The organism is Amorphus sp. MBR-141 (genome assembly GCF_053628695.1).
On the sequence record NZ_JBRJGW010000014.1, the window covers coordinates 1 to 12,558 of the forward strand.

The 12,558-nt window shown below is 67.4% G+C and carries 9 protein-coding genes; 3 read left to right on the forward strand and 6 right to left on the reverse strand.

What is annotated here, in order from left to right:
- Nucleotides 1-178 precede the first annotated feature (178 nt).
- The gene (locus tag ACSSVZ_RS17900; RefSeq protein WP_453972088.1) at nucleotides 179-2,086 is read left to right on the forward strand and encodes a UvrD-helicase domain-containing protein; all 1,908 of its coding nucleotides are present in this window, start codon (nucleotides 179-181) and stop codon (nucleotides 2,084-2,086) included.
- A gap of 183 nt (nucleotides 2,087-2,269) precedes the next feature.
- On the opposite strand, the gene ACSSVZ_RS17905 is transcribed toward ACSSVZ_RS17900, so the two are convergent.
- The 6 genes from ACSSVZ_RS17905 to ACSSVZ_RS17930 form a co-directional block, all read right to left on the reverse strand.
- The gene (locus ACSSVZ_RS17905; RefSeq protein WP_453972089.1) at nucleotides 2,270-2,941 is read right to left on the reverse strand and encodes a L,D-transpeptidase; all 672 of its coding nucleotides are present in this window, start codon (nucleotides 2,939-2,941) and stop codon (nucleotides 2,270-2,272) included.
- A 137-nt stretch (nucleotides 2,942-3,078) separates the two neighbouring features.
- The gene (locus tag ACSSVZ_RS17910) at nucleotides 3,079-4,038 is read right to left on the reverse strand and encodes an ABC transporter substrate-binding protein (protein ID WP_453972090.1); all 960 of its coding nucleotides are present in this window, start codon (nucleotides 4,036-4,038) and stop codon (nucleotides 3,079-3,081) included.
- Nucleotides 4,039-4,177: 139 nt separating this feature from the next.
- Nucleotides 4,178-5,872 (reverse strand): glycine/sarcosine N-methyltransferase, encoded by a 1,695-nt coding sequence (locus tag ACSSVZ_RS17915; RefSeq protein ID WP_453972091.1) that lies wholly within the window; start codon nucleotides 5,870-5,872, stop codon nucleotides 4,178-4,180.
- 468 nt (nucleotides 5,873-6,340) lie between these two features.
- A complete protein-coding gene (gene metK, locus ACSSVZ_RS17920) occupies nucleotides 6,341-7,519 on the reverse strand; it encodes a methionine adenosyltransferase (protein WP_453972092.1) in 1,179 nt (392 codons plus the stop codon).
- An 867-nt stretch (nucleotides 7,520-8,386) separates the two neighbouring features.
- Nucleotides 8,387-9,862 carry a RimK family protein gene (locus ACSSVZ_RS17925; protein WP_453972093.1) on the reverse strand — a complete coding sequence of 492 codons (1,476 nt, stop codon included), beginning with the start codon at nucleotides 9,860-9,862 and terminating at the stop codon, nucleotides 8,387-8,389.
- 142 nt (nucleotides 9,863-10,004) lie between these two features.
- Nucleotides 10,005-10,505 (reverse strand): GNAT family N-acetyltransferase, encoded by a 501-nt coding sequence (locus tag ACSSVZ_RS17930; protein ID WP_453972094.1) that lies wholly within the window; start codon nucleotides 10,503-10,505, stop codon nucleotides 10,005-10,007.
- Between the two features lie 205 nt (nucleotides 10,506-10,710).
- Between ACSSVZ_RS17930 and ACSSVZ_RS17935 the strand changes: the two genes are divergently transcribed.
- Complete coding sequence (locus ACSSVZ_RS17935) at nucleotides 10,711-11,400, forward strand: fused DSP-PTPase phosphatase/NAD kinase-like protein (RefSeq protein ID WP_453972095.1); 690 nt, start codon at nucleotides 10,711-10,713, stop codon at nucleotides 11,398-11,400.
- A 61-nt stretch (nucleotides 11,401-11,461) separates the two neighbouring features.
- Nucleotides 11,462-12,529: a glycosyltransferase family protein gene (locus tag ACSSVZ_RS17940; protein WP_453972096.1), complete on the forward strand. Its 1,068-nt coding sequence runs from the start codon at nucleotides 11,462-11,464 to the stop codon at nucleotides 12,527-12,529.
- The last annotated feature ends 29 nt before the right edge of the window (nucleotides 12,530-12,558 follow it).

The following is a 12,558-nucleotide window of genomic DNA, read 5'->3' on the forward strand; positions in this document are numbered from 1 at the left end:
ATGGTCACCTTACCCTGGCGCCGTGTCGGCACATCCGCCGGCCCTAACCGCCGGACTCTAACTCTACGCCCCGGCCACCTCGATGGGGCAGGCCAAAGGAGGCGCCGCGCGAGGAGGAGGTCGAGGCTGACCCGCCGGTCGAAGAGCATGTTGTCGCTGAAATCGAGGGCGCCGACGCATGAGCGCGGTCGACGACAACTTCGATTCCGAGGCCGATGAAACGATCCTCGCCTGCCTGAACGTCGAGAAGCCGAGGAGCTTCTTTCTTTATGCTGGCGCCGGATCGGGCAAGACGCGGTCGCTTGTCGAGGCGATCCGGACGGTGTGTAAGGAGCAGGGCCGGCGGTTGTCGCTATCCGGTCAGAAGATCGGGGTGATTACCTACACCAATGCCGCCTGCGACGAGATCAAGCAACGGCTCGAGTTCGATCCTCGCGTCGAGGTGTCGACCATTCACGCGTTCGCGTGGTCGCTGATTGCTGGCTACGACGGTGATATTCGAGGGTGGCTGTCGACCCGGCTCCTAGCAGATATCGCAGAGCTGGAAGAAGCACAGGCGAAGGGTCGGGCAAACAGCAAAGCCGCCTCGGACCGCGCTCGCTCGATAGAAAGCAAGCGGCGCCGCCGCGAGAAACTCGCCGAAATTACGCGATTCGTTTACAGCCCGACCGGCGACAACCGCACAAGGGACTCTCTGAGCCACGCAGAGGTCATCGCCATGACCGCCGATTTTCTCGGCGCGAAGCCTGGTTTGCGCCGGCTGCTGGTGACCCGCTTCCCCATTTTATTGATCGACGAGAGCCAGGATACGAGCCGAAGGCTCATGGACGCGCTGCTAGATGTCGAGGCGGGATACCGCGAGGCCTTTTGCCTCGGACTCTTTGGCGACACGATGCAGCGTATCTACGCCGACGGTAAGGAGCGTTTAGCGGAGGCGATTCCGCAGGCCTGGGCCAGACCGAGGAAGCGGATGAACCATCGTTGCCCCACGCGGGTCATCACGCTCATCAACAAAATTAGACGAGATGAGGATGGCGAAGAACAACAGCCACGGAGCGATGCAAAGCAGGGCGTCGTTCGGCTGTTCGTCGTCTCGCAGGCGATAGGTGACAAGAGTGCGGCCGAGGCCACCGTAGCGGCACGAATGGCAGAGCTCACCGGCGATCCGAGCTGGGCGGCGGGAGCCGAAGCGATCAAGACGTTGGCGCTGGAGCACCTGATGTCCGCGCGCCGGTTTGGCTTCGAACAATTCTTCGAGCCCCTCTACGCTGTTGAGCGCATCCGCACGAGCTTTCTGCAAGGGACCGGAGCGGGCATTGGACTTTTCACGCGCGAGATACTGCCGCTGGTCACGGCCCTGCGCACGGGAGATAGGTTTGCTGTCGCAGCAGTCGTTCGGCGCACATCTCCACTCCTTGAGCGCGATGCGCTTGAAGCTGCAGGCGAGAAGCAGGTCGAGATTCTCAGCAAGGCAAAGGCTGCCTGCGATGGCCTGCTGGCTCTGGTGAACGCGGTTGAGAAGCCGACCGCACGCTCGGTCTTGCGCTATGTCGCCGAAGCTAACCTCTTCACGATCCCCGAGGTGTTGGTTCCGTTTTCCGCCGCTGATGCGGTCGTCGCGGAAGGCGAGATTGACGCTGCCGGCGACGCCGACGACCGGGAAGAAGAATTCGATGTCAAAAGCGAGTTGGGCGGTTGGCGGTTGGCGCTTGAGGCGCCGTTCGACCAGATCGAGCGATATGATCGGTACGTTCGGGGCGTCTCGCAGTTCGACACGCACCAGGGGGTGAAGGGGCTGGAATTTCCAAGAGTGATGGTCGTCGTTAGCGACGACGAGGCTCGTGGCTTCATGTTCGCCTACGACAAGCTTTTCGAGACGAAGGCGAAGAGCAAGACGGATCTTGAGAATGAAGCGGCAGGCAAGGAGACGACGATCGATAGGACGCGGCGACTCTTCTATGTAACCTGCAGTCGCGCGGAGCAAAGCCTAGCCGTGGTTTACTACACTACAGAGCCGACCATGGCACGCGACGCAATGATACGGCAGGAGTGGTTTGAGCCTGGAGAGATCGAACTAATCGAATAGGAACTACGGAGTAGCAAGGGAAGGTCGGCTTTGCGCCTCTCCAGGCTGAATAGCCGCCGTTCCGCCGTCGGCCAATTCAGACATGGCTCCAGACTCAAACCCCTTGCGCCATTCCTTTTCGGTCAGATCGCTTGGATACGAACGGGACATGCTCTCGACCGTGACGGCCGATGCCGGCCCGTGTCAGCTGGTCGGGTCGTAGAGGGCGGCGCCCTGTTTCAGGACGATGACCTTGGTGCCGACCGGGGCGCGGGAATAGAGATCCTCCACGTCCTCGTTGAGCATGCGGATGCAGCCCGACGACACGCTGAGGCCGATCGACCAGGGCTCGTTGGTGCCGTGAACCCGGTAGAGGGAATCCTGACCGTCCTGATAGAGATAGAGGGCGCGGGCGCCGAGCGGGTTCTCCGGGCCGCCCGGCATGCCGGCGGCGTACTTGGCAGACGCCGGATCGCGCTCGATCATCTCGGCCGGCGGCGTCCAGGTGGGCCATTCCGCCTTGCGGCCGACGTTCACCTCGCCCGACCAGCCGAAGCCCTCGCGGCCGACGCCGACGCCGTAGCGGATCGCCTGGAAGTCGGGCAGCACGTAGAACAGGTACTTGCGGTCGGTGTCGATGATGATGGTGCCCGGCGGCTCGGAGGTGCGGAACGGCACCAGCGTGCGGCGGAACTGCTCGGGGGTGACGCGGCCGCGCGCCGTGGCGTCGCGGTCCACCTTCTGGGGATCGTAGGAAATCCACTTCTTGCTGGACGGATCGAAGATGCGCGACGTGGCCTGCGCCTGCGCCGCCCCGGCCATCCCCAGCCCGAGGGTCAGGATCCCCAGTGCGACAAGTATGCGTCGTCCGATCATGGCAGCTGTTCCCCAGTTTGACGTCAGGCGCCCCCAGACGATCGGCCGGCGCAGGGGATGAATGCAGGTGGAACCGGTTCGGTTCCATGCTCATCCCGGTCAGTCTATGGCCGAAGTCTGTTTTTTCCGTTGCGTCTCTACTGTGCGAGCCAGGTTTTCACCCGCTCGGGATGGGCGGCGATCCACGCCGCGGCGAAGGCGTCCGGGTCGGCGCGCTCGACGATGAGGGCATAGGTCATCGCCTCGATGGCGTCGGCGCCGAGGTCCATGCGGGCAAGCAGCGCGGCCACCTCCGGCGCGTCCTGCGCGAGCCCGGTGCGGTGGGCCATGTGGATGAACGAGACCGGCCAGACGGTGGCGGCGGTGGAATTCGCCAGCCAGTCGGGATCCGCGTCGGGGGTGCGGATGACCCATTTGGTCGGGTCGTGGCCGGGCTCCTCCAGCATCACCAGGTCGTGCAGGGCGAACATGTGGTGGGGCTCGTAGCAGAAGAAGACGAGGGGCTCGCCCAGCGCCGCGGCGACGTCGACGCCGGCCATCGCCACCGGCTCCTCCGCCTCGATGAGGGTCATCGTCGCGTCGTAGCCGTAGCCCCTGGCGCGGATCTTCTCGACCCGGGTGGAGTTCCAGCCCTCGGCGCCGATCCAGATCTCGCCGCGGCCGTCGGCATCGGTGTCGAGCAGGGTGGCGACGCGCTTGGTGGCGAGGTCGGCCATCGCATGGATGTCGTAGCGCTCGGCGGCGTCGCGGGTGGTGCACAGGCCCTGGCGGGCGGGCACGGCGCGGGGCAGCAGGGTGACGGCGCCGCTGCGGTCGACGTGCTCGATCACCTGGGCGCGGTCGTTGGGCAGCCAGACCTCAGGCAGCACGTCGATCTCGCCGGCGCCGGCGGCGTCCCACAGCGCGGCGGTGTCGCCGGGGCGGAGCTCGACGGTGCGGCCGAGCTGGTCCTCGATCAGCGCCTTGACCAGATGCGCGGTGGCGATCGCCGAGGGCCAGTCGCCGACGCCGACGACCAGATCGGCGGCGCGGGCGGGCAGGGGGGCTGCGGCGAGGAGCGCGGCCGCCAGGACGGTTCGAAGGGTGTGCCGGCGCATGCTGGTCCTCCCGCTGGCGCGTGCCCGCCGGGGCGCGCGCGTCCTGTCCGGAGTATGCCTGTCGCCGGCGGACAAAAAAAGGCGCGCCAGAGCGCGCCTTTCCGAATGCGGGGAGCGTTGTCTGCCGCCGTGGGGCGGATCAGATCTGCTCGGGCTTCTGGAACAGCAGGATGCCCCAGGCGAGGTTGCCGGCGTCGGCCGCCGTCACCCAGTTGTCCAGCCCGGTGAGCATCCGCTCCAGGTACTCCTTCGACGACAGGGTGGCCAGATTGTCGAAGTCGGCCTTCACCTCCTCGGCGACGCGCGCGTAGTGGGTGCGCAGGTTGGCCGTGAGCTCCAGGTGTTCGCCCTCGGTGAAGCCGGCCTCGCGGGCGAGCCGCCGGTAGAGCGCGAACGAGCCCATGTTGTCCAGGTGGATGCGGTCGAGCACCGGCTTCAGGAGCTCCGGGTTCTCCACCACGTCGGCCTGCATGGGATCGGTGAAGATGAAGCGGCCGCCGGGCTTCAGCACCCGGAACACCTCCTCGAACACCTTCGGCTTGTTGCCGGAGTGCAGGATCGCATCCTGGGCCCAGACGAGGTCGAAGCTCTCGTCCGGCTCCTTGATGTCCTCAAACGAGCCGTGGCGGACGCTCACCAGGTGGTCGAGCTTCTGCTCGGCGGTGAGCTGGCGGTTCCGCTCGTTCTGGATCTCCGAGATGTTCAGCGCGACGACCGGGCAGCCGTAGGTGCGGGCGAGCACCCGGGCCGAGCCGCCGTAGCCGGCGCCGATGTCGAGGACGCGGGTGTCGGTGTCGATCCGGCCGGCGGTCGCGCACATCTGCTTGACCGTCTGGTGGCTGGCTTCCTTGATGTCCTTCGTCGTCTCGTAGAGCCCGACGTGGATGTCCTCGCCGCCCCAGATGTTGAAGTAGAACTGGTCGGCCGCCTTGTCGTCGTAGTAGGCCTCGGCGGTGTCGGCGGCCTGCTGGGCCGCGTCGGCGAGGGTCGGATCCTCGACGCTCTCGTCTTCGACGAAGGTCTTCTCGCAGACGTGGACGAAGAAGTCCGGATCGTACTCCTGATACGTCTCCTGGAAGTCGCCGTAGGTGCGGATCGTCTGGAACCCGGCTTCCTGCAGCAGCTTGCGCATGTAGTTCTTGCGCAGCGGGAACATGTTCAGGTTGTATTCCGACCCGTCCGGGAACGAGTAGCGGAAGCGGGCGAGGCCGTCATCGATGTATTCCGGCTCCGCCACGACCTGTTCGCCGCAGTAGTAGTATTTGTGCTTGGTGCTGAAGCCCTTGTCGAGGATGGCGTCGTAGTTGCGCTGATCGATGATCAGCACGCCGTCGTGCTTCAGGCAGGCATAGAACTCGGCCAGGGCGCGGCGGCGGTCGCTCTCGTCGAACAGGTGGTTGAACGAGTTGCCGAGGCAGATGATGGCGTCGAACTTGCCGTTGATGTCCTTCGACAGCCAGCGCCAGTCGGACTGGACCGTCTTGAGGATGAGCTGGCGGTCCTTGCCGTTCTCGAAGGCGCGGGCGAGCATCGCCGCGCTGCCGTCGCTGGTGGTCACGTCGAAGCCCGCCCCGATCAGGCGGACGGAGTGGAAGCCGGTGCCGGCGGCCACGTCGAGGACGCTGTAGGCGCCGCGCGAGCGCAGCACGTCCACGAAGAAGTGGCCCTCGCTCTCGGCGCGGGCGTCCCAGTCGATCAGTTCGTCCCACTTCTCAACGAAGGACTGGACGTATTCGGCGCGGTACTGGTCGGTCTCGCGCACGTCGGTCGGTGTCTCCCCGTACTCCTGTTCCCGGAGCGTGAGTTCGCGATTGAAATCGGCTTTTTGCTGCATATCGGTAATCCTTCGGTTTGCCAGCCTCGCTTGTCGCATCCTGCGGCGATCGGTCGATCACCCCACCCCCCGAGCGACGGCCGGAGACCAAGTTCTGCTGCCGTCCCGTCCCGTCCGGAGACGCGGGCGGTGCGGCAGCTGCGGTCAGCATCGTGCGGGACCAGGGAGGTGAACCCGCACGCGACTGCGGCTGCATGTGCCGCGGTCGCTTGTGACATTTCGATATGCGCGCTCGGCTTGAGCAATTCCCGTTCAGACCGAACCGGTCTGAACGAAGAGGCTTGCTCCAGCTATTGAGCCGGGAGCCAATTCCGGTCGATCAGACGTGCCGCCTGATCGGAAAAGGCTCTGCCGGTGACGCGCGGGCGGGCGCCCGTGGGCGTCCGCCTAATTCGTGAATTCGATATCGTCGGCGGCGCCGGCCGGGACCGTCGGGGACCCGGGCGGCACGTCACGCAAGCTGCGCGATCAGGAAGCGACCTTGACGCCGGCGTCGGCGGCGAGCGCCTCGGCCTTGTCGGTCTTCTCCCAGGTGAAGCTCTCTTCGGTGCGGCCGAAATGGCCGTTGGCGGCCGTCGGGCGGTAGATCGGACGCAGGAGGTCGAGCATCAGCACGATCCCCTTCGGACGCAGGTCGAAGTGCTCGGCGACCAGCTTGGCGATGCGGTCCTCGCCGATCGCGCCGGTGCCGAAGGTGTTGACGTTGATCGACACCGGGCGGGCGACGCCGATCGCGTAGGCGATCTGGACCTCGCAGGTGTCGGCCAGGCCGGCCGCCACGATGTTCTTGGCCACGTAGCGCGCCGCGTAGGCGGCCGAGCGGTCGACCTTGGACGGGTCCTTGCCGGAGAAGGCGCCGCCGCCGTGGCGACCCATGCCGCCATAGGTGTCGACGATGATCTTGCGGCCGGTGAGGCCGCAGTCGCCGACGGGGCCGCCGATGACGAAGCGCCCGGTCGGGTTGATGTGGAACTTGATGTCCTTGTTGACGCCGAAGCTCTTCACCTCGGGCATCACCACCTCTTCGATGACCGCGGCCTTGAGGTCCTCGTAGGAGATGTCCTCGTCGTGCTGGGTCGACAGCACGATGGTGTCGACGTGGGTCGGGCGGTCGTTCTCGTAGGCGACCGACACCTGGCTCTTCACGTCGGGGCGCAGCCACGGCAGCTTGCCGGACTTGCGGACCTCGGCCTGCTTGGCGGTGAGGCGGTGCGCCAGCTGGATCGGCAGCGGCATCAGCTGCTCGGTCTCGCGGCAGGCGAAGCCGAACATCAGGCCCTGGTCGCCGGCGCCCTGTTCCAGGTCGAGACCTGCACCCTCGTCGACGCCCTGGGCGATGTCCGGGGACTGCTTGTCGAGGGCGACGAGGACGGCGCAGGACTTGCCGTCGAAGCCGTAGGCCGGGTCGTCGTAGCCGATATCGAGAATGGTCTCGCGGGCGATGTCGGCGTAGTCGAGCTGCGCCTTGGTGGTGATTTCGCCGGAGAGGACGACGAGGCCGGTGTTCACCAGCGTCTCGCAGGCGACGCGGGAATTGGGGTCAACGGCGAGGCAGGCGTCGAGCACCGCGTCGGAGACGTTGTCGGCGACCTTGTCCGGATGACCGGCGCCAACGGATTCCGACGTGAAGATGTAGTTGCGCGACATGTAAAGTTCCCTTTTTTCGCTTCGATCGCCCCGCCGCGACGGCGACCGCCGGGCTCGGGACAAACGACAGATCTCTTTTTTGGCGGAGCGGCGCGCGCGCTCGATCAAGCGCGCCCTGCTCCTGGCCAGCCGTGTCGTCAGCGGGGAGGTGCAGTTGCGTCGATCCCACCGGAACGACAAGCAACCAGACCGCAGAACGCCTTCGATCACACGTAATGATCGAGCCGCTTCCCCGGAATCCAAACTCAATGCGACACGGCTGTGCCGATTTGTGAACGTACGCGTGCCATACCGGGCTCGGCACCTTTGAGGAGGTGCACACAGTACAAGCCCGGCCCCGGATCCACGATGGCGAAACCGGATGCACAACGCCCCGTACCATAGGGAAATCTCAGAATATAAGAACCTTCCAATTCAACATTTCTTATGTTAACCTGTCCTACTGGGTTTCGTTCCGGGCAGCGCAATGCGCAGCCGGGGCGTGGCCTGGCGCGACGCCCCGTAGCCGCCCGAAGCAGGGCGCCAATGCATCTCATCTGTGAGGGGCAGGGGGCTGGCCGATCAGGGGCGTGCAGACGGCCGGACACCGCCGCGCCGGTTCCGGACGCGCCCCCTGGCTTTCGCGACCCGACATTCTTCCTGATCCGAAACCGTTCCTGAGCGGACAGCTTCTCTGAGCCGGGCAGCTTCAGGGGATCCGTGCGGGCTGCGTCGCCAGCCGCGGTCGGGGGGCAGGGCGCGGCCGCAAAGCCGCGTCGGGCCGAGACGCTCCGCGGCGATTGCCGAATCGCACCCGGCACCGGCCGGGCGGACGGTCACTCCGGGCGGATGGGAGGCGCCGGGCAGACCGCCTCCGCGAAACGGGGCTCAGGCGGACGAGTGCTTCGCCTCGAGGCGTTCGAGGAACCACTCCAGCACGGCGCGCCAGAGGCCGTCCTTGATCACGTGGCCTTCGACGTCGGTGTCGAGATTGGGGTTGTCGTTGATCTCGATGACCACCGGGCCGGCCGGTCCGACCTTGATGTCGACGCCGTAGAGGCCGTCGCCCACCGCGGCGGTGGCGCGCATCGCCACGTCGATGACGTCGGCCGGCGCGTCCTCGACGGCGAAGGTCTTGAAGCCGCCCTGGCGCGAGGCCTTGCCGTCCTCGTGCTTGATGATCTGCCAGTGGTTCTTGGCCATCATGTACTGGCAGGCGAACAGCGCCTTGCCGCCGAGCACGCCGACGCGCCAGTCGAAGGCGGTCGGCATGTACTCCTGGGCGAGCAAGAGGTCGGATTCCTCCAGCAGCGTCGCGGTGAGCGTGGTCAGTTCATCGACGGTCTTCACCTTGTGGACGCCGCGGCTGAACGAGCCGTCCGGCACCTTGAGCACCAGCGGCAGGCCGAGCGCCTCGGCGGTGCGCAGCGCATCGGCCTTCGAGGCGATGACCCGGCTCGCCGGGATCGGCACCTTGTGGGCCTCCAGCAGCTCCTTCAGGTAGATCTTGTTGGTGCAGCGGATCATCGACATGGTGTCGTCGATGACCGGCATGCCCTCCTGCTCGGCGCGGCGCGCGAACCGGTAGGTGTGGTTGTCGATGGACGTCGTCTCGCGGATGAACAGCGCGTCGTACTCGGCCAGCCGGGTGAGGTCGGACTTCAGGATCGGTTCCACCGCGATCCCCATCCGCTCGGAGACGGCGGCCAGCTGCTCGATCGACTTCCGGCTGGTCGGCGGCAGCGGCTCGCGCGGATTGTGCAGGACGGCCAGGGTGTAGCGGGCGGGACGCCGGGCCTTCGGGTTGCGCCAGCGGCGGCGCGTGTGGCGTTCCAGGCAGTCCAGCAGGAACGGCCGATCGGCCGCCGGCAGCCCCTGCAGCGGCAGCGTCCTGAGCCGGGTGATGGCGGCCCACGGGCCGTCGGCGAAGGACACCTCGATCAGCGGCGTGCGGTACCAGTCGAACAGCAGGGCGGCGAAGCGCTCGAAGCCGGGCCGGTCCGGCAGGCCGAACCCGACGAGCAGCCGCATCGGCCGCTCCGGCGGTTCGTTCATGCGCCTGAGGTCGTGGTTGAGCGCATCCTCGAGCTCGGGAAGTCCTGAGCGGTAGAGCGCCTTGCGCGACAGCTCGATCATCGTGTGGACGGTCGGCAGCACGCGGTGGCCGCGCGCCTCGGCCAGCAGCGAGGCGTAGTAGCCGTTGCTCTGGTAGGCGAAGCTGCGCGACAGGTTGACCAGGATCGGCCGCCGCCCCTCGAAGATCTGCGGGCGCGCGATGTAGTCGCGCACCGTCAGGACCTTGTGGATGGTGTCAGCCTGGTCGAAGTCACGGTACTGGTCGACGAGTAGGACCCAGTCGCTCAACGGATCGCTCCTTGGATCGACGTGCCAGCCGGTCGATCCGGGGCTGGGCGCAGGTCGATCGGCGTCAGAAAAAGAGAGCCGGCCGACACGCCCTCTCGGGCGCGCAACCGCAATGAAGGCGTGTCGCCGCCGCGGCCGCCGCTCATGAGGGAGACAGCGTCTTGCCGAATCGCAGCGCGTCACCGCCATCGGCGTAATAGGATTCACGATTTCCGATATGGCGATAGCCGTGCCGTCGATAGAGGGCGATCGCGCCGGCGTTGTCGCTCCGGACCTCGAGCCGCATGGCGCCGGCGCCGCGACCGCGGGCATCGTCTTCCGCCGCCGCGAGGAGGAGGCCGCCGAGGCCGGCGCCGCGCATGCCGGGGGCGACGGAGAGGGAATAGAGCCGCGCCAGCCGGCTGGAGCGCCGGTAGAGCACCACCAGCGCGCCGACCAGCCGGCCGGCCGATTCGGCCACCAGGACGCTCGCCGACGGGCGGGCGATCAGCGTGCGCAGGCTGCGCTGGGACAGCCGGTCGCTCGCGAAGACGGCATTTTCCAGCGCGACGAGCCGCGGCACGTCCGCCGGCACCGCGCGCCGGATCGCCGCAACGCCGGGGCGCGCGGCATCTGCCGGAGCGGCGTCGGCCAGGGAAACCATGTCAGGCACTGTCATCGCGGGGGGCCTGCCGGAACGGAGGTGCGGGGTCGTGGGGCGGAAATGTCCACCCTGATCTGGTACTTGCACGCCAAAGCGCCATATTCCGGGCACGGAAAATTGCAGTGTCTCCAGCGCTGGGATATTCACTCCGGGCCGAGGCGCGCCGGTTCGCGGCAGCCCGCATTCGCGACAGACGACAGGATCCATGGCCAACGACGATCAGGAACTCGGACGCTGGGAGCGCCCGCTGACCTCGTCCTCCGAGCGGCTCGCGGCGTGGGGCAGCACGCTGTTCAAGGATCATGGCGCCATCCGTCTCATCTATCGCAACCGCCACAAGGTGAGCGACGAGCTGTGGCGCTCCTCGCAACCGGTCCCGTCCGACATTCGCTGGGCCCGCCGCAACGGCGTCAGGACCATCATCTCGCTGCGCCACTCGTCGAACTTCGGCGCCTGGCCGCTGGTGTCCGAAACATGCGAGCGCAAAGGCCTTAACCTCGTCAACCTGCCTTTGTTCTCCCGCGAGCCGCCGACCCACGACGCCGTGCGCTATGCCCACAAGGTGTTCAACTCGGTCGAGTACCCGGCGCTGCTGCACTGCAAGTCCGGCGCGGACCGGGCGGGCATGGGCTCGGCGCTCTACGTGTTGCTGCGCCAGAACGGCACGGCGGACGAGGCGATCCGCCAGCTGCACTGGCGCTACGGCCACATGCAGTTCTCCAAGACCGGCATCCTCGATGCGTTCCTGCAGCTCTACAAGGCCGAGGGCGAGGCCAAGGGGATCGCCTTCCTCGACTGGATCGAGACCGGCTACGACCGCGCCGCGCTGATCTCCAAGTTCAAGTCGAGCTACTGGGGCGACGTGCTGGTCGACCGGTTCCTGCGCAGGGAATGACGATGGCCGCGGCGCCGAGCGAGACCACTCCGGCCGGGGGCCGCGTGCCGGGGGCGCCCGCGTGAGCGCCGGGCCGGACAGGCCGCTGCGCATCCTGATGTTCGCCAACTTCGACCGGCGGCGGCGGCAGACCTTCTTCTACAACGTCGACCAGAAGCTCTACCGCGGCTTCATCCGGCTGGGCCACCTGGTGCTCGGCTTCTCCGACCGCGACACCGCCCGCGAGCTGGCGCCGCTGCCCGGCAAGCGCTGGGGGGCGAGGCGGATGCACGCCCGCTTCCTGGAGACCGTCAGCCACTTCCAGCCCGACCTGGTGGTGATGGGCCACGCCGACATGACCGGGCCGGAGATCTTCGCCGCCGTGCGCGAGCGGGCGCCGGGGGTGCGCATCGCCCGCTTCTGCGTCGACGATCCGCAGGTGAACACCGGGCCGGTGGCCTCGTTCGCCCAGCAGGCGGCGCTGGCCGACATGGGCTTCATCACCACCGGCGACCGGGATGCGCTCGCCCGGCTGACGCAGCGGCCGGGGTCGATCGCCTATCTGCCGGCGACCATGGTGGACAGCGCCTGCGAGACGGCGCGGGTGTTCGAGGCGCCGGCCGACCGGCTGGCGCTGGACGGGCTGTTCCTCGGCACGGGCCGGCTCGGCCGCGCCGCGCAGCTCGCCTACCTGACGGCGCACGTGCCCGACGGCTTCCGCTTCCAGGTCGGCGGGCGGGCGGCGACCGGGGTGCAACTGCGCAGCCTGGAGTTCTACGAGGCGCTCGCCGGCGCGGCGATGTCGCCGTGCCTGCCGATCGACGACCGGGTGCCGTCGCTGCGCTACTACGCGTCGGACCGCATCGGCCAGCTGCTGGGCATCGGCGTCGCCGCCTTCACCCACCGCCCGGCGGCCTTCGAGGACATCCTGGAAGACGGCGTCATCCCGTTCGACGGGCGCGAGGACCTGGTGGAAGCGATGGCGCGGCTGTGGCGCGACGACGCCGAGCGGCGGCGGCGGGCGGAGATCGGCTGGCGCCTCGCCCATGCGCGCACGCCGAACTGGCGGGTTGCCCGCTACCTGATCGAGACGGTGTTCGACCAGTCCTGGTCCGAGGCCTACGAGTGGCCGACGGGGCCGCTCGCCTGAGGCGGGTCGGGGCGGAGCGGGCACCTCGA